15 protein-coding genes, 1 other RNA gene and 1 pseudogene are annotated in these 15,155 nt (G+C 64.8%); 12 read left to right on the forward strand and 5 right to left on the reverse strand.

The window, feature by feature from the left end; translation table 11 throughout:
• A pseudogene (locus IRZ77_RS25700) lies at positions 1-82 on the forward strand (ribose-5-phosphate isomerase RpiA); the annotation flags it as partial.
• 89 nt (positions 83-171) lie between these two features.
• Here the strand turns inward: IRZ77_RS25700 and IRZ77_RS25705 are convergent.
• The gene (locus tag IRZ77_RS25705; RefSeq protein ID WP_046613632.1) at positions 172-621 is read right to left on the reverse strand and encodes an EVE domain-containing protein; all 450 of its coding nucleotides are present in this window, start codon (positions 619-621) and stop codon (positions 172-174) included.
• 178 nt (positions 622-799) lie between these two features.
• Here IRZ77_RS25705 and IRZ77_RS25710 point away from each other — a divergent pair, with 178 nt between their 5' ends.
• Positions 800-952, forward strand: coding sequence for a hypothetical protein (locus IRZ77_RS25710; RefSeq protein WP_013974724.1), 153 nt, complete (start codon positions 800-802; stop codon positions 950-952).
• 19 nt (positions 953-971) lie between these two features.
• On the opposite strand, the gene IRZ77_RS25715 is transcribed toward IRZ77_RS25710, so the two are convergent.
• From IRZ77_RS25715 to IRZ77_RS25730, 4 genes are all read right to left on the reverse strand, one after another.
• Entirely contained in the window at positions 972-1,580 is a 609-nt protein-coding gene (locus IRZ77_RS25715; protein ID WP_046613631.1) for a 5-formyltetrahydrofolate cyclo-ligase, read from the reverse strand.
• A 79-nt stretch (positions 1,581-1,659) separates the two neighbouring features.
• Positions 1,660-1,839, reverse strand: a non-coding RNA gene (ssrS, locus tag IRZ77_RS25720) — 6S RNA.
• A gap of 17 nt (positions 1,840-1,856) precedes the next feature.
• Positions 1,857-2,177: a cell division protein ZapA gene (locus IRZ77_RS25725; protein ID WP_003259368.1), complete on the reverse strand. Its 321-nt coding sequence runs from the start codon at positions 2,175-2,177 to the stop codon at positions 1,857-1,859.
• Positions 2,174-2,356, reverse strand: coding sequence for a TIGR02449 family protein (locus IRZ77_RS25730; RefSeq protein ID WP_046613731.1), 183 nt, complete (start codon positions 2,354-2,356; stop codon positions 2,174-2,176). The genes IRZ77_RS25725 and IRZ77_RS25730 overlap by 4 nt, the downstream gene beginning before the upstream one ends.
• A gap of 181 nt (positions 2,357-2,537) precedes the next feature.
• Between IRZ77_RS25730 and IRZ77_RS25735 the strand changes: the two genes are divergently transcribed.
• The 10 genes from IRZ77_RS25735 (at position 2,538) to gcvP (ending at position 14,984) form a co-directional block, all read left to right on the forward strand.
• Entirely contained in the window at positions 2,538-3,092 is a 555-nt protein-coding gene (locus IRZ77_RS25735; protein ID WP_046613630.1) for a YecA/YgfB family protein, read from the forward strand.
• A 21-nt stretch (positions 3,093-3,113) separates the two neighbouring features.
• Positions 3,114-4,448, forward strand: coding sequence for a Xaa-Pro aminopeptidase (gene pepP, locus IRZ77_RS25740; RefSeq protein ID WP_108480288.1), 1,335 nt, complete (start codon positions 3,114-3,116; stop codon positions 4,446-4,448).
• On the forward strand, positions 4,445-5,644 hold the full coding sequence (gene ubiH, locus IRZ77_RS25745; RefSeq protein WP_153671415.1) for a 2-octaprenyl-6-methoxyphenyl hydroxylase: 1,200 nt from the start codon (positions 4,445-4,447) through the stop codon (positions 5,642-5,644). Before pepP ends, ubiH begins: the two co-directional genes overlap by 4 nt.
• Positions 5,641-6,126: a DUF4442 domain-containing protein gene (locus IRZ77_RS25750; RefSeq protein ID WP_046613627.1), complete on the forward strand. Its 486-nt coding sequence runs from the start codon at positions 5,641-5,643 to the stop codon at positions 6,124-6,126. Before ubiH ends, IRZ77_RS25750 begins: the two co-directional genes overlap by 4 nt.
• A gap of 9 nt (positions 6,127-6,135) precedes the next feature.
• A complete protein-coding gene (locus IRZ77_RS25755; RefSeq protein WP_196174599.1) occupies positions 6,136-7,353 on the forward strand; it encodes a 2-octaprenyl-3-methyl-6-methoxy-1,4-benzoquinol hydroxylase in 1,218 nt (405 codons plus the stop codon).
• A gap of 122 nt (positions 7,354-7,475) precedes the next feature.
• Entirely contained in the window at positions 7,476-8,477 is a 1,002-nt protein-coding gene (locus IRZ77_RS25760; protein WP_085601822.1) for an extracellular solute-binding protein, read from the forward strand.
• A 174-nt stretch (positions 8,478-8,651) separates the two neighbouring features.
• Positions 8,652-10,274: an ABC transporter permease gene (locus IRZ77_RS25765; RefSeq protein WP_085601823.1), complete on the forward strand. Its 1,623-nt coding sequence runs from the start codon at positions 8,652-8,654 to the stop codon at positions 10,272-10,274.
• A gap of 125 nt (positions 10,275-10,399) precedes the next feature.
• Entirely contained in the window at positions 10,400-11,482 is a 1,083-nt protein-coding gene (gcvT, locus tag IRZ77_RS25770; protein ID WP_153671413.1) for a glycine cleavage system aminomethyltransferase GcvT, read from the forward strand.
• A gap of 51 nt (positions 11,483-11,533) precedes the next feature.
• The gene (gene gcvH / locus IRZ77_RS25775; protein ID WP_085601825.1) at positions 11,534-11,917 is read left to right on the forward strand and encodes a glycine cleavage system protein GcvH; all 384 of its coding nucleotides are present in this window, start codon (positions 11,534-11,536) and stop codon (positions 11,915-11,917) included.
• Positions 11,918-12,110: 193 nt separating this feature from the next.
• Positions 12,111-14,984 (forward strand): aminomethyl-transferring glycine dehydrogenase, encoded by a 2,874-nt coding sequence (gcvP, locus tag IRZ77_RS25780; protein WP_108480286.1) that lies wholly within the window; start codon positions 12,111-12,113, stop codon positions 14,982-14,984.
• Positions 14,985-15,155 lie beyond the last annotated feature (171 nt).

Below are 15,155 nucleotides of genomic sequence, written 5' to 3' on the forward strand. Positions count from 1 at the left end.
CAACGGCCTGTTCGCGGCGCGTCCGGCAGATTTGCTGCTGCTGGGTACCTCTGAGGGCGTGAAAAGCCTGAAGGCCGAGTAACCTGCGGCGGGGGGGGGGGGGGGGGGGGGGGGCCCCCCGGGCGATGGGCCGCAGGGCGGCCCCTTTGGTTTATGACCTTAGCCGCAGTTTCAACGCAAAGCGACAATCACCGCCCATTGCTCTGGCGTCACCGGCATCACCGACAGGCGGCTGCCTTTCTGCACCAGCGGCAGTTCGGCCAGGCCTGCCTGCTGTTTCAGCCAGGCCAGCTCCAGCACCCGTGGCAGGGTTTGCACATGGGCTACATCCACCGCGCTCCACGGGTTCTTGTCGGCCGTGGCCTTGGCATCGTAGTAGTGGCTTTGCGGGTCCAGCGCGGTCGGGTCGGGGTAGGCAGCGCGAGTGATCCTGGCAATGCCAGCGATGCCCGGCTGCGGGCAGCTGGAGTGATAGAAGAAGAACTCGTCGCCAACGCTCATGGCCCGCAGGAAATTGCGCGCCTGGTAGTTGCGCACGCCGTCCCAGCGCGCTTCGCCGAGACGGCCGAGGGCTTCGATGGAGAGCTCGTCGGGCTCGGATTTCATCAGCCAGTAGGCCATGGGTGCTGCTCCTGAAAAGGTTTGAAATAACCTGTTGCATGAAACCGACAGTCGGTTGGCGTCAAGGTTTGCGTGCAGACGCAGGTTGTCGGAAAATGCGCCCCGTTTAAAGCGCTATGCTCCGGCGATACCCAGAAAATTGCCGAGCCTGAACAGTTTGCCTGGGGGGCATTCTTCGATGAATCAACGTAACAAGCCGGATCTGCTGTGGATCCTGGTGTTCATTTTCGGCCTGGGTGTGGTCACTACCGGTTATGCGCAAGGTATCTGGGAGCGCAAGCTGGACAATGCCTATCAGATGCCGGTCGACGCCAGCCAGCCGCAACGTTGATGCCCCACGTCGGCGCCGTTCAACGCGGCGCCAAGTACCAGCCACGGTCCGAGACCGTCCCCTGCAGCGGTACATCCCAACTGGCCTGAGCCAGCCGCTCGACCTTCTGGCATTCATGTGCCAGCCCCAACAGCAACGGCTTTTTCCAGGTCTGGCGACGCGCCTGGTAGGCCAGGCTGCGATCATAGAAACCACCGCCCATTCCCAGGCGACCGCCCACTTCGTCGAAACCGACCAACGGTAGCAGGATCAGGTCCAGCGACCAGATCGGGCGCTGGCGCTTGCGCTCGGTAACCGGCTCCGGAATGCGAAAGCGGTTGGGCTTGAGCTTCTCGCCCTGCTCGAAGCGCTGGAACACCATGCGCGTGCGCGGCCAGGCGTGCAGCACCGGCAGGTAGGTACGCTTGCCACGGCGCTGGGCCTCGCGCAGCAGCAGGCAAGGGTCGATTTCGCCGTCGTTGGGCAGGTACAGGGCAATGTGCCGGGCGCGGCGGAACAGCGGGTGCTGCGCCAGCTGGCGGTACAGGCCAAGGGCGGCCTGGCGTTGCTGGGCAGGGGTAAGGGCGCGGCGGGCATTGCGGAGCAGGCGACGGAGCTGGGGGCGGGTGAGCTGCGCGGTGTCGGTCATGGCACGGGCGATCCCAGATGCTGGCCGACGTGGTCGGCCAAAACGAATTGCCCGCCGGAAGGGGCGGGCAAGAGAATTCAGGCTCCCCGACAAGACCGCTATCGGTGTAGCCCTTGAACCCGAAAGTTCAAGGTGGAGATTGCAGGGGGCGTTAAGGCTTTCCGTCGGGCGGACATGCACACCGGCCCCAGCGTGCAACCCCCGTGGTTGTGCGTATCGGCTCAGGGACATAACCGACTGGCGCATCCCCCAGGGAGTGGCGCCAGTATACCAATCTCAGCCGATTTTGGTATCCGCGTCGTCGGACAGTGCCTGGTCGACCCGTTCCAGCAGGTCGCGCACCTGTTCGCGAGTGGTGCCGCCTGCCGGGGCATCGTTGCGGTCTTCCTGGCGGTGCAGCATTTCGTGGGTGATGTTCAACGCTGCCATGACCGCGATGCGGTCGGCGCCGATCACCTTGCCGCTGCTGCGGATCTCGCGCATCTTGCCGTCCAGGTAGCGTGCGGCGCTGACCAGGTTGTTGCGCTCCTCCGGCGGGCAGATGATCGAATACTCCTTGTCGAGGATCTGCACGGTGACGCTATTGCTTGAACTCATGAGTCTTGCTCCAGGGCCTTGAGGCGTAAAATCATCGACTCGACCTTGCGCTTGGCGATCTCGTTCTTTTCGATGAGGTGGGCGCGCTCTTCGCGCCAGGTTTTTTCCTGAGCTACTAGGAGTGCATTTTGCCGTTTTAGTTGCTCGACACGTTCGATCAGCAACTCGAATCGGCTCATCAGTGCCTGCAGGTCGTTCTCTTGCGTGGGTTGCACTCGATTCGCTCCGTCGTTGAGTCACCTGGCGATGATGCCTCTCCCTGGGCGGCGACGGCCAGTGCCGATGGTCTTGGCGCGCCTGCCGGTGCTAGGATACAAGGTCTCCATTCTAGTCATTGCGCCGTCTGGCGCCTAGCTGCCCATGCCCAATACCCAATCGCCCTACATCGCCTTCGCCATGCTGCTGTCCAGCAATGGCCATCCTGTCACCCCGGCCGAACTGCACGGCCTGCTGATCGGCCGCAGCTGCGCCGGTGCCGGCTTCGACGCCGACGGCTGGCTGGCCGATGCCGCCCAGCTGCTGGAAACCGAGCCCGGTGACACCGTGCGCAACGCCCTGGTCGGCCTGCAGGAAATGGTCAAGGGCGAGCTGACCAGCGACGACATGGCGATCGTCCTGCTGCTGCCTTCCGACGACGCCGCCCTGAACGACCGCGCCACCGCGCTGGGCCAGTGGTGCCAAGGCTTCATCACCGGTTTCGGCCTGAATGCCGGTGGCAAGGACCTGTCCGACGAGGCCAAGGAAGTGCTGCAGGACCTGGTGGCCATTTCCCAGGTCCAGGAAGCCCTCGAGGAGTCCGAGGACGGCGAGAGCGACTACATGGAGGTCATGGAATACCTGCGCGTGGCGCCGTTGCTGCTGTTCTCCGAGCTGGCCAAGCCGGCCGCCCCCGCACCCAAGCCATCGCTGCACTGATCAACCGGGGGTAGTCTGCCCATGAGCCGCATTCCCAAGGCCGAGTATGCCCGTCGGCGCAAGGCGCTGATGGCGCAGATGGTACCCAACAGTATCGCCATCCTGCCCGCTGCCGCGGTTGCCATCCGTAACCGCGACGTAGAGCACGTTTACCGCCAGGACAGCGACTTCCAGTACCTCAGTGGTTTTCCCGAGCCGGAAGCGGTGATTGCGCTGATTCCGGGGCGCGAGCATGGCGAATACGTGCTGTTCTGCCGTGAACGCAACCCCGAGCGCGAGCTGTGGGATGGTCTGCGGGCTGGCCAGGAAGGTGCGGTGCGCGATTTTGGCGCAGACGATGCCTTCCCCATCACCGACATCGACGAGATCCTGCCGGGCCTGATCGAAGGCCGTGAGCGGGTGTACAGCGCCATGGGCAGCAACCCCGAGTTCGACCGCCGGCTGATGGACTGGATCAACGTGATCCGCTCCAAGGCCCGCCTGGGCGCCCAGCCGCCGAACGAGTTCGTTGCGCTGGATCATCTGCTGCACGACATGCGCCTGTATAAATCGGCAGCGGAAGTGAAGGTGATGCGTGCTGCCGCAGAGATTTCGGCGCGGGCCCACGTGCGGGCCATGCAGGCCTGCCGGGCCGGCTTGCACGAATACAGCCTGGAAGCCGAGCTGGACTACGAGTTCCGCAAGGGTGGGGCGAAGATGCCGGCCTACGGCTCGATCGTCGCGGCCGGGCGCAATGGCTGCATCCTGCACTATCAGCAGAACGACGCCCCGCTCAAGGATGGCGACCTGGTACTGATCGACGCCGGCTGCGAGATCGACTGCTACGCCAGCGACATCACCCGTACCTTCCCGGTCAGCGGGCGCTTTTCGCCGGAGCAGAAGGCCATCTACGAGCTGGTGCTCAAGGCCCAGGCCGCGGCGTTTGCCGAAATCGCCCCCGGCAAGCACTGGAACCACGCCCATGAGGCGACCGTGCGGGTCATCACCGAGGGCCTGGTGGAACTGGGCCTGTTGACGGGCGAGGTACAGGCGCTGATCGACAGCGAGGCCTATCGTGCCTTCTACATGCATCGTGCCGGGCATTGGCTGGGCATGGATGTGCACGATGTGGGCGAGTACAAGGTGGGCGGCGAGTGGCGGGTGCTTGAACCCGGCATGGCGCTGACCGTCGAACCGGGCATCTACATAGGTGCCGACAATCAGGCCGTGGCCAAGAAATGGCGCGGCATTGGTGTAAGGATCGAGGACGACGTGGTAGTGACCAGGCAAGGCTGTGAAATCCTGACTTCGGGCGTACCGCGTACGGTCGCCGAGATCGAGGCACTGATGCAGGCCGCCCGCAAGGACGCGGCATGAATCGGGTGAATCTGGCGATCATTGGTGGCGGCCTGGTGGGCGCGAGCTTGGCCCTGGCGCTGCAGGCGGGGGCCAAGGCGCGAGGCTGGAAGATCCTGCTGATCGAGCCCTTCGCCCCCGGTGACAGCTTCCAGCCCAGCTACGATGCGCGTTCGTCGGCACTGTCGTTTGGCACTCAGCAGATCTACCAGCAGCTGGGCCTGTGGCAGGCAATCGGCCATCGCGCCGAGCCGATCCGGCAGATTCACGTATCCGACCGCGGCCGCTTCGGCGCCACCCGCCTGGATGCCCTGGAAGAGGGCGTGCCGGCGCTTGGCTACGTAGTGGAAAACGCCTGGCTGGGTCAGTGCCTGTGGCAAGGGCTGGACAGCGAGGTGGTGAGCTGGCGTTGCCCGGCGGAAGTCACGGCGATGCAGGCCATCGAAGGTGGCTACCGCCTGCTGCTGAACGACGACACTCAACTGGAGTGCGACCTGGCGGTACTGGCCGACGGTGGCCGCTCCGGCCTGCGCGAACAGCTGGGCATTCATGTGCGCCACACGCCCTACCAACAGAGCGCGCTGATCGCCAATATCACTCCGGGCGAGGCCCACGGCGGCCAGGCCTTCGAGCGTTTCACCGAAGAAGGCCCCATGGCCCTGCTGCCGCTGCCGGATAACCGCTGCGCGCTGGTCTGGACCCGCCAGGGCATGGACGCGCGGCGCCTGGCCGACATCGACGAGCGCAGTTTCCTGCGCGAGCTGCAGGGCGTGTTCGGCTATCGCCTGGGCGCTTTGCGCCAGGTCGGCGCGCGGCACCTCTACCCACTGTCGCTGATCGAAGCCCAGGAGCAGGTGCGGCCGCATCTGGTGGTGCTGGGCAACGCCGCGCACAGCCTTCACCCTATTGCCGGCCAAGGCTTCAATCTGTCGCTGCGTGACGTGCAGGCGCTTGCCGAGGCGCTGCTGGCCGGCCCGCAGCAGCCTGGCGACCTGACCACGTTGCAGGCCTACCACCAGCGCCAGCACCTGGACCAGGCCATGACCATCGGTTTTTCCGACCAGGTCACTCGCCTGTTCGGCAGTAGCCAGCCGTTGCTGGCCGCCGGGCGTAACCTGGGCCTGCTCGGTCTCGACTTGCTGCCTCCGGCGAAAAGCTGGTTCGCCCGCCAGGCCATGGGCCTGGGCACTCGCCCCGATCCGCGAGGTCAGGCATGAGTGGCAACGCGCGCAGGCTGGCGCGCCGGGCGCGCCTGTTGCGTTGGCGGTTGAACCTTTACCCGCCGTATCTGGGTGCTGGCATCCGCGTGCTGCACATCAGCCCGGACCTGCGCAGCGTCAAGGTGGCGATGAAGCTGACCCGCTGGAACCGCAACTATGTCGGTACTCAGTTCGGCGGCAGCCTGTATTCGATGGTCGACCCGTTCTACATGCTGTTGCTGATCGAACAGCTGGGTCGTGACTACATCGTCTGGGACAAGGCCGCCAGCATCGATTTCATTTCGCCGGGCAAAGGCCCGGTGTATGCCGAACTCCACGTCGATGACGCGCTGCTGGATGAAATCCGCCAGCAGACTGCCACCGGCAAGAAGTGCCTGCCGCGTTTGCAGGTCGATATCCGTGACGGCGCCGGCGAGCTGGTGGCGCGGGTCGATAAAACCCTATATGTGCGGCTCAAGCCGCAAGCGAGGCTGGCGTAAGGCATGGAAATGCGCGCAGATCTGTTGATTGTCGGTGCCGGTATGGTCGGCAGCGCCCTGGCCCTGGCGTTGCGCCACAGTGGCTTGCAAATCCTCCTGCTCGACGGCGGCCCGCTGACGGTCAAGCCGTTCGATGCCCAGGCCCCGTTCGAGCCGCGTGTCAGCGCGTTGTCGGCAGCCAGCCAGCGCATCCTCGAGCGCCTTGGCGCCTGGGATGGCATTGCCCGGCGGCGTGCCACGCCATATTCGGACATGCATGTGTGGGATGGCAGTGGCACCGGGCAGATTCACTTCTCGGCCGCCAGCGTGCACGCCCAGGTGCTCGGCCATATCGTCGAGAACCGGGTGGTGCAGGATGGCCTGCTGGAACGCTTGCATGACAGCGATATCGGCCTGCTGCCCAATGCGCGGCTCGAACAGCTGCGCCGCTCTGGCGACGAGTGGCTGCTTACCCTCGCCGATGGCCGCCAGCTGCGTGCACCGCTGGTGATCGCGGCAGACGGTGCCAACTCGGCAGTGCGGCGCCTGGCCGGTTGCGAAACCCGTGAGTGGGATTACCTGCACCATGCCATCGTCACCAGCGTGCGCTGCAGCGCCGGGCACCAGGCCACGGCCTGGCAGCGCTTCACCGATGAAGGACCACTGGCGTTCCTGCCGCTATCCCGTGATGGCCAGCAGGACTGGTGCTCGATCGTGTGGTCGACCACCCCGGAGCATGCCGAGCAATTGATGGCGCTGGATGAAGCGGCCTTCCTGAAAGCCCTGGAGCGGGCATTCGAGGGGCGCCTGGGTGATGTGCTGCAGGCCGACCCGCGGGTGTGCGTACCGCTGCGCCAGCGCCACGCCAAGCGCTATGTGGATGAAGGCCTGGCATTGATCGGCGATGCCGCGCACACCATTCACCCGCTGGCCGGGCAGGGCGTCAACCTGGGCTTTCTCGATGCTGCGGTGCTGGCCGAGGTGCTGGTCAACGCCTGCGAGCGTGGCGAGCGGCTGGCGGATGTGAAGGTGCTGAGCCGTTACGAGCGACGTCGCATGCCGCACAACCTGGCACTGATGGCGGCGATGGAAGGGTTCGAGCGGTTGTTCCAGGCCAACCCGTTGCCGTTGCGCTGGTTGCGTAACAGTGGGTTGAAGCTGGTGGAGCAGATGCCGGAGGCCAAGGCACTGTTCGTGCGCCAGGCGCTGGGTTTGAGTGGTGACCTCCCGGATCTGGCCAAGGCGTGAAGGTCTTGCACGATGAGCAGTAGGAGCAAGTTCTGCAACATCCGGTAACGCCTAGGTAGATGAGTCGGAAAATGGGATTCACTACCATTTGCGCCTCTCATACGATCCGAGGAGTGCTTTCCATGTTGCCACGCAAGCCCCTACTGGCCGCCCTGGCCCTGACCCTGTTCGGCGGCACCGCCCAGGCAGCGGACGAAGTGGTGGTGTACTCCTCGCGCATCGACGAGCTGATCAAGCCGGTGTTCGATGCCTATACCGCCAAGACCGGGGTCAAGATCAAGTTCATCACCGACAAGGAAGCCCCGCTGATGCAGCGCATCAAGGCCGAGGGCGAAAACGGCGTGGCCGACCTGCTGCTGACCGTCGATGCCGGCAACCTGTGGCAAGCCGAGCAGATGGGCATCCTGCAGCCGATCAAGTCCGACATCATCGACCAGAACATCCCGTCGCAGTACCGCGCCTCGTCCCACGACTGGACCGGCCTGAGCCTGCGCGCCCGCACCATCATCTACTCCACCGAGCGGGTCAAGCCGCAGGAGCTGAGCACCTACGAAGCCTTGGCCGACAAGCAGTGGGAAGGCCGCCTGTGCCTGCGCACGGCGAAGAAGGTGTACAACCAGTCGCTGACCGCCACCCTGATCGAAACCCACGGCGAGGCGAAGACAGAGCAGATCGTCAAAGGCTGGGTCAACAACCTGTCTACCGACGTGTTCTCCGACGACAACGCCGTGATCCAGGCCATCGAGGCCGGCCAGTGCGACGTGGGCGTGGTCAACACCTACTACTATGGCCGCCTGCACAAGCAGAACCCGAAACTGCCGGTGAAGATCTTCTGGCCCAACCAAGGTGACCGTGGCGTGCACGTGAACCTGTCGGGCATCGGCCTGACCAAGCATGCGCCACACCCGGAGGCGGCGAAGAAACTGGTGGAATGGATGACTGGTGAAGAGGCGCAGAAGTTGTTCGCCGACATCAACCAGGAGTTCCCGGCCAACCCGAAGGTCAAGCCCTCGGACGAAGTGGCAGCGTGGGGCAGCTTCAAGGCTGACAGCATTCCGGTGGAAATCGCTGGCAAGCGCCAGGCTGAAGCGATTCGCTTGATGGATCGGGCTGGCTGGAACTAAGCGCCAGGCTTTATCCTTCCGGGGCCTGCAAGGGCCCATTCGCGGCGGTTCGGCGTTCCGATAAACCCGCTCCCACAGGACCGCACAACCCTCAAAGGCAGTGCAGATCCTGTGGGAGTGGGTTCACCCGCGAACGACCGCGCAGCGGTCGCCATCGCAATCGAGAGTCAAGCCTTGCCCCACACCCCTCAACGCCGCTGGTACCTCCCGGTCACCTTGGTCGCCGCCCTGGTGCTCCTGCCCCTGAGCGTCCTGCTGTTGTCCTGGCAGTCGATCGACCTGCAGATCTGGTCGCACCTGCTCGACACCCAGATGACGCGCCTGCTAACCAATACCCTGACGCTGGTGGTGGGTGTGGGCATCGGCGTCACCGTGCTGGGCGTCAGCCTGGCCTGGCTGACCAGCCTATGCGAGTTCCCTGGCCGGCGCTGGCTGGACTGGGCGCTGATGCTACCGTTCGCCATCCCGGCCTATGTGCTGGCGTTCGTCTTCGTCGGCCTGCTGGACTTCGCCGGCCCGGTGCAGAGCGCCCTGCGCGAGGTGTTCGGGCCGATGCGCCTGCCCCGGGTGCGCTCCACCGGCGGGGTGATCGTCGTCCTGGTGCTGGTGTTCTACCCCTATGTCTATCTGCTGGCGCGTACCGCATTCCTGGCCCAGGGCAAGGGCCTGATGGAAGCGGCGCGAGTGCTGGGGCTGTCCCCGCTGCAGGCGTTCTGGCGTGTGGCGCTGCCCATGGCTCGGCCCGCGATTGGCGCCGGTATTGCCCTGGCCCTGATGGAAACCCTGGCCGACTTCGGCGCGGTGGCGGTATTCAACTTCGACACCTTCACCACGGCCATCTACAAGACCTGGTACGGCTTCTTCAGCCTGTCCAGCGCGGCCCAGCTGGCCAGCCTGTTGCTGCTGGCGGTGATGCTGGTGCTGTATGGCGAGCGCCGTGCCAGGGGGGCCAGCCGCAGCGGCAACGAGCGGCCGCGCGGGCAGGCGCTGTACCACCTGCGCGGGTTCAAGGCGTTGCTGGCCAGTGGCTGGTGCCTGCTGGTGTTCGCCTGCGCCTTCGTCATCCCGCTGCTGCAACTGCTGGCGTGGTTCTGGCAGCGCGGCCGGCATGACCTGGACGAGCGTTATGTCGGCCTTGTGCTGCACACCCTGTACCTGGGTGGCATGGCGGCGCTGGTCACGGTGTGCGTGGCGTTGCTGCTGGCCTTTGCCCGGCGCCAGGCGCCGACGGGCGGTATCCGCGCCGGGGTAGGCCTGGCCAACCTGGGTTATGCCTTGCCCGGCTCGGTGCTGGCGGTGTCGATCATGCTTGCCTTCAGTTACCTCGACAACCATCTGGTCATCCCGCTGTCCAGCTGGCTGGGCGGTGCCGGCAAGCCGCTGCTGCTGGGCAGCCTGGCGGCGTTACTGCTGGCCTACCTGGTGCGCTTCATCGCGGTGGCCTACGGGCCGCTGGAGAGCAGCCTGGAGCGTATCCGCCCGTCATTGCCCGAGGCATCCCGTAGCCTGGGCGTCGGTGGCGCGGGATTGTTTTTCAAGGTGTATCTACCGCTGCTGGTGCCTGGCGCGCTCAGCGCCGCCCTGCTGGTGTTCGTCGACGTGCTCAAGGAAATGCCGGCCACTTTGCTGATGCGCCCGTTCGGCTGGGATACCTTGGCGGTAAGGGTGTTCGAGATGACCAGCGAGGGTGAGTGGGCGCGTGCATCGTTGCCGGCACTGACCCTGGTGCTGGTGGGCCTGCTGCCGGTCATCGGCCTGATCCGCCGTTCGGCACGTCGACCCGGTCACAGTCACTGAGGGTGCCAGCCCGCGCCCTTGCGGCTACAATGCGCGGCATTCGCGCGGCGGGTCCTACACAAGAAGAGCTGACGACCCGACGTCATCGACCGCCGCCGCTTCGCCACGCCCGGAAGGAGAAACCCATGGGACAGCGCACGCTTTTGTATGACCTGCACCTGGCGCTTGGCGCCAAGACGGTCGATTTCGGTGGCTGGGACATGCCCCTGCACTATGGCTCGCAGGTCGAGGAGCACCATCAGGTGCGCAGCGATTGCGGGGTGTTCGATGTTTCTCACATGACCGTTATCGATGTCGATGGTAGCGAAGCCACCGCCTGGCTGCAGCGTCTGCTGGCCAATGACGTGGCCCGCCTCGACGACACCGGCAAGGCGCTGTACAGCCCGCTGTTGCAGGAGCAGGGCGGGGTGATCGATGACCTGATCGTCTACCGCACGGAAGAGGGCTATCGTCTGGTCACCAACGCCGCCACCCGCGCCAAGGTGCTCGACTGGCTGCAACTGCAGCGTGACGGTTTTGCCGTGGACTTCAAGGTCCGCCCCGACCTTGCCATTCTTGCCATCCAGGGCCCGCATGCCCGAGAAAAGGTTGCAGCGCTGCTCAGCCCCGCGCGTGCCGCGCTGATCCGCGAACTGCGTCCGTTCGAAGGTTTTGCCGAAGGCGACTGGTTCATTGCCCGCACCGGTTACACCGGTGAAGACGGCTTGGAGATCATCCTCCCCGGCGACCAGGCGGTGGCGTTCTTCAACGACCTGGTCGGTGCCGGAATCGCCCCCAGCGGCCTTGGTGCCCGCGATACCTTGCGCCTGGAAGCTGGCATGAATCTGTACGGCCAGGACATTGACGAAACCCACACCCCGCTCACCTCCAACCTTGGCTGGAGCATCGCTTGGGAGCCGGCCGGGCGTGACTTTATCGGCCGCGCCGGTCTGCTGGCGGAAATCGAACATGGCGTGCAGGAAAAACTGGTCGGCCTGGTACTGGAAGAGCGTGGCGTGCTGCGTGCCCACCAGGTGGTGCGTGTAGCCGGGATTGGCGAAGGGGAGATCACCAGTGGTAGTTTCTCGCCTACGCTGAGCAAGTCCATTGCACTTGCACGCGTGCCCATGGCCACCGGCGACCGGGCCGAGGTGGAAATCCGCGGCAAGTGGTACCCGGTGCGGGTGGTCAAACCGACCTTCGTGCGCCACGGCAAGATTCTGATCTGAACAATTTTTAACCGGCGGGCGTACCGCTGAGCCAATCGAGGAATTCAAGACATGAGCAATATCCCCGCCGACCTGCGTTTTGCCGAAAGCCACGAGTGGGCTCGCCTGGAAGCCGATGGCACCGTGACCGTGGGTATCAGCGACCACGCCCAGCAAGCCCTGGGTGACGTGGTGTTCGTCGAGCTGGCTGAAGTCGGCAAGGTATTCGCCGCTGGCGACGCGGCCGGTGTTGTCGAGTCGGTCAAGGCCGCTTCGGACATCTACGCCCCGGTCGGTGGCGAAGTGATCGCGGTCAACGAAGAGCTGGCCGACAGCCCAGAGCTGCTCAACGAAGAACCTTACGAGTCGTGGATCTTCAAGCTGAAGCCAAGCAACCCGGCCGAGCTGGACAAGCTGCTGGATGGTGCTGGTTACGCAGCCGCTATCGGCGAGTAAGGCTTCAGGCCTCATCGCCGGCAAGCCAGCTCCCACAGAGATAGCGCGCGCCTCAGGGCCTGTGGTTACCTGTGGGAGCTGGCTTGCCGGCGATAGGGCCGGTACTGGCAAAACAAGTTTCCCCGCAGAATCGGCAATCCCTTCCTAGACTTGTAAGTCTCCATGAGAGCTGTTCCAGGAAGAGAGCGTCGTCATGTCCCAGTCGCCATCCCTGCATCAACTGCAAGAGCTCAACCCTTTCCTGCGTCGCCACCTGGGCCCGGATGCCACGGAGCAGCAGGCCATGCTCAATGCGCTGGGTGTCGCCAGCCGCAGTGAGCTGATCGAGCAGACCGTACCGCCAGACATCCGCCTCAATCGCCCCCTGGACCTGCCGCCGGCACTGGACGAACAGGCCGCCCTGGCCAAGCTCGCCGGTTACGCCGGGCAGAACCAGGTCTGGACCAGCCTGATCGGCATGGGCTACCACGGCACCATCACCCCCACGGTCATCCTGCGCAACGTGCTGGAAAACCCGGGCTGGTACACCGCCTACACGCCCTATCAGCCTGAAATCGCCCAAGGCCGGCTGGAAGCACTGCTGAACTTCCAGCAGATGGTCATCGACCTCACCGGGCTGGCCCTGGCCAACGCCTCGCTGCTCGACGAAGCCACCGCCGCCGCCGAGGCCATGGCCCTGGCCAAGCGGGTGGCGCGCAACAAGAGCAATGCCTTCTTCGCCGACGAGCACTGTCACCCGCAGACCCTGTCGGTACTCAAGACCCGTGCCGAGGGCTTCGGCTTCGAGCTGATCGTCGACTCTGTGGATAACCTTGGCAAACACGCGGTTTTCGGGGCCTTGTTGCAGTACCCGGATACCCACGGCGAGGTGCGCGACCTGCGCCCGCAAATCGACCATTTGCACAGCCAGCATGCCTTGGCCTGCGTAGCCGCCGACCTGCTCAGCCTGGTGGTGCTGGCACCGCCCGGGGAACTGGGCGCCGATGTGGTGCTGGGCTCGACCCAGCGCTTTGGCGTACCGATGGGCTATGGCGGCCCCCACGCGGCCTATTTCGCCTGCCGCGATGACTACAAGCGAGCCATGCCGGGGCGCATCATCGGCGTGTCGCGCGATGCCCGTGGCAACACCGCTTTGCGTATGGCCCTGCAAACCCGCGAGCAGCATATCCGCCGCGAGAAGGCCAACTCCAACATCTGCACGGCCCAGGTGCTGCTGGCCAACATTGCCGGCTTCTACGCGGTGTACCACGGCCCGGAAGGCCTGCAGCGCATTGCCCAGCGCGTGCACCGGCTGACCTTCATCCTGGCAGCCGGCCTCGAGGCCAAGGGCATCAAGCGCCTCAACCAGCACTTCTTCGACACCCTTACCCTGGACGTCGGCGGTGCCCAGGCGGCCATCATCGAAAGCGCCGAGGCTGCGCAGATCAACTTGCGCATTCTTGGCCGCGGGCACCTGGGCGTGAGCCTGGACGAGACTTGCTCGGAGCAGACGGTGCTGCGCCTGTTCGACATCTTCCTGGGGGTGAACCACGGCCTGGATATAGCCGCACTTGACCAGCTGGCCCTGCCCGAAGGCATCCCCGCCAGCCTGGTGCGGCGCACGCCGTTCCTCGCCCACCCGGTGTTCAACCTGCACCACAGCGAAACCGAGATGCTGCGCTACCTCAAGCAGCTCGAGAACAAGGACCTGGCGCTGAACCAGTCGATGATCCCGCTGGGTTCGTGCACCATGAAGCTCAACGCCACCAGCGAGATGATCCCCATTACCTGGCCTGGCTTTGCCCAACTGCACCCGTTTGCCCCGGCGGCCCAGGCCACCGGTTACAAGGCAATGATCGACGAGCTGGAAAGCTGGCTGTGCGCCATTACCGGCTTCGATGCCATCTGCATGCAGCCCAACTCCGGCGCCCAGGGCGAGTACGCCGGCCTGATGGCCATTACTCGCTACCACCGCAGCCGCCACCAGCCACAACGCACGCTGTGCCTGATCCCGTCGTCGGCCCACGGCACCAACCCGGCGTCGGCGCAAATGGCCGGCATGGAGGTGGTGATCGTCGATTGCGACGATGATGGCAACGTCGACCTGGCCGACCTCAAGGCCAAGGCCCACTCGGCCGGGGATCGGTTGTCGTGCCTGATGATCACTTACCCGTCGACCCACGGCGTGTATGAAGAGGGGATCCGCGAAATCTGCGAAGTGGTCCACCAGCACGGTGGTCAGGTGTACATGGATGGCGCCAACCTCAATGCCCAGGTGGGCCTGGCGCGTCCGGCGGATATCGGCGCTGACGTTTCACACATGAACCTGCACAAGACCTTCTGCATTCCCCACGGTGGTGGCGGCCCGGGCATGGGCCCGATCGGCATTCGCGCGCACCTCAAGCCGTTCGTCGCCAGCCACCCGGTGGTGCCGGTACCCGGCCTGGACCCGAACAACAGCGCGGTCAGTGCCGCGCCTTGGGGCAGTGCAAGCATCCTGCCGATCAGCTGGATGTACATAGCCATGATGGGGCCGCAGTTGGCCGATGCCAGCGAGGTGGCGATCCTGTCGGCCAATTACCTGGCCAGCCAGCTGGGTGGAGCCTTCCCGGTGCTCTACCGCGGGCGCAACCAGCGCGTGGCGCATGAGTGCATCCTCGACCTGCGGCCGCTGAAGGCGCTGACCGGCATCAGCGAAGAGGACGTGGCCAAGCGCCTGATGGACTATGGCTTCCACGCGCCGACCATGTCGTTCCCGGTGCCGGGCACGCTGATGGTCGAGCCGACCGAGAGTGAGTCCAAGGCTGAACTGGACCGCTTTGTCGAGGCGATGTTGGCGATTCGGGCGGAAATTGGCGAAGTGCAGGAGGGCAACTGGCCGGCGGAAAACAACCCGCTCAAGCATGCACCGCATACCCTGGCCGATGTGCTGGCGGTGTGGGACAGGCCCTACAGCCTGGAACAGGCGGTGGCCCCCAGTGCTCACGTGCGCCAGCACAAGTACTGGCCAGCGGTGAACCGGGTGGACAATGTGTATGGGGACAGGAACCTGTTCTGTGCTTGTGTGCCGGTGGAGGCTTACCGCTAATTGTGGTTTGCCTGTGCCGGCCTCTTCGCGGGTAAACCCGCTCCCACAGGGCTTGTACAAGTTTTGAATACTGTGCAGTACTTGGACTGCCCCCAAAAAGTTGGACAGTTTAAGCTGCCGCCTGGGTCCTGTACTCGACAGGGCTCAGGCCATTGAGCCTCAGCTTGATGC

Origin of the sequence: Pseudomonas pudica, from assembly GCF_015680405.1 — a bacterium.
GTDB classification, from domain to species: domain Bacteria; phylum Pseudomonadota; class Gammaproteobacteria; order Pseudomonadales; family Pseudomonadaceae; genus Aquipseudomonas; species Aquipseudomonas pudica.

Coding starts and splice junctions, on each gene's coding strand:
- IRZ77_RS25705 (WP_046613632.1), bottom strand. CDS start 621: ATGGCCTACTGGCTGATGAAATCCGAGCCCGACGAGCTCTCCATCGAA.
- IRZ77_RS25710 (WP_013974724.1), top strand. CDS start 800: ATGAATCAACGTAACAAGCCGGATCTGCTGTGGATCCTGGTGTTCATT.
- IRZ77_RS25715 (WP_046613631.1), bottom strand. CDS start 1,580: ATGACCGACACCGCGCAGCTCACCCGCCCCCAGCTCCGTCGCCTGCTC.
- IRZ77_RS25725 (WP_003259368.1), bottom strand. CDS start 2,177: ATGAGTTCAAGCAATAGCGTCACCGTGCAGATCCTCGACAAGGAGTAT.
- IRZ77_RS25730 (WP_046613731.1), bottom strand. CDS start 2,356: ATGAGCCGATTCGAGTTGCTGATCGAACGTGTCGAGCAACTAAAACGG.
- IRZ77_RS25735 (WP_046613630.1), top strand. CDS start 2,538: ATGCCCAATACCCAATCGCCCTACATCGCCTTCGCCATGCTGCTGTCC.
- pepP (WP_108480288.1), top strand. CDS start 3,114: ATGAGCCGCATTCCCAAGGCCGAGTATGCCCGTCGGCGCAAGGCGCTG.
- ubiH (WP_153671415.1), top strand. CDS start 4,445: ATGAATCGGGTGAATCTGGCGATCATTGGTGGCGGCCTGGTGGGCGCG.
- IRZ77_RS25750 (WP_046613627.1), top strand. CDS start 5,641: ATGAGTGGCAACGCGCGCAGGCTGGCGCGCCGGGCGCGCCTGTTGCGT.
- IRZ77_RS25755 (WP_196174599.1), top strand. CDS start 6,136: ATGCGCGCAGATCTGTTGATTGTCGGTGCCGGTATGGTCGGCAGCGCC.
- IRZ77_RS25760 (WP_085601822.1), top strand. CDS start 7,476: ATGTTGCCACGCAAGCCCCTACTGGCCGCCCTGGCCCTGACCCTGTTC.
- gcvT (WP_153671413.1), top strand. CDS start 10,400: ATGGGACAGCGCACGCTTTTGTATGACCTGCACCTGGCGCTTGGCGCC.
- gcvH (WP_085601825.1), top strand. CDS start 11,534: ATGAGCAATATCCCCGCCGACCTGCGTTTTGCCGAAAGCCACGAGTGG.
- gcvP (WP_108480286.1), top strand. CDS start 12,111: ATGTCCCAGTCGCCATCCCTGCATCAACTGCAAGAGCTCAACCCTTTC.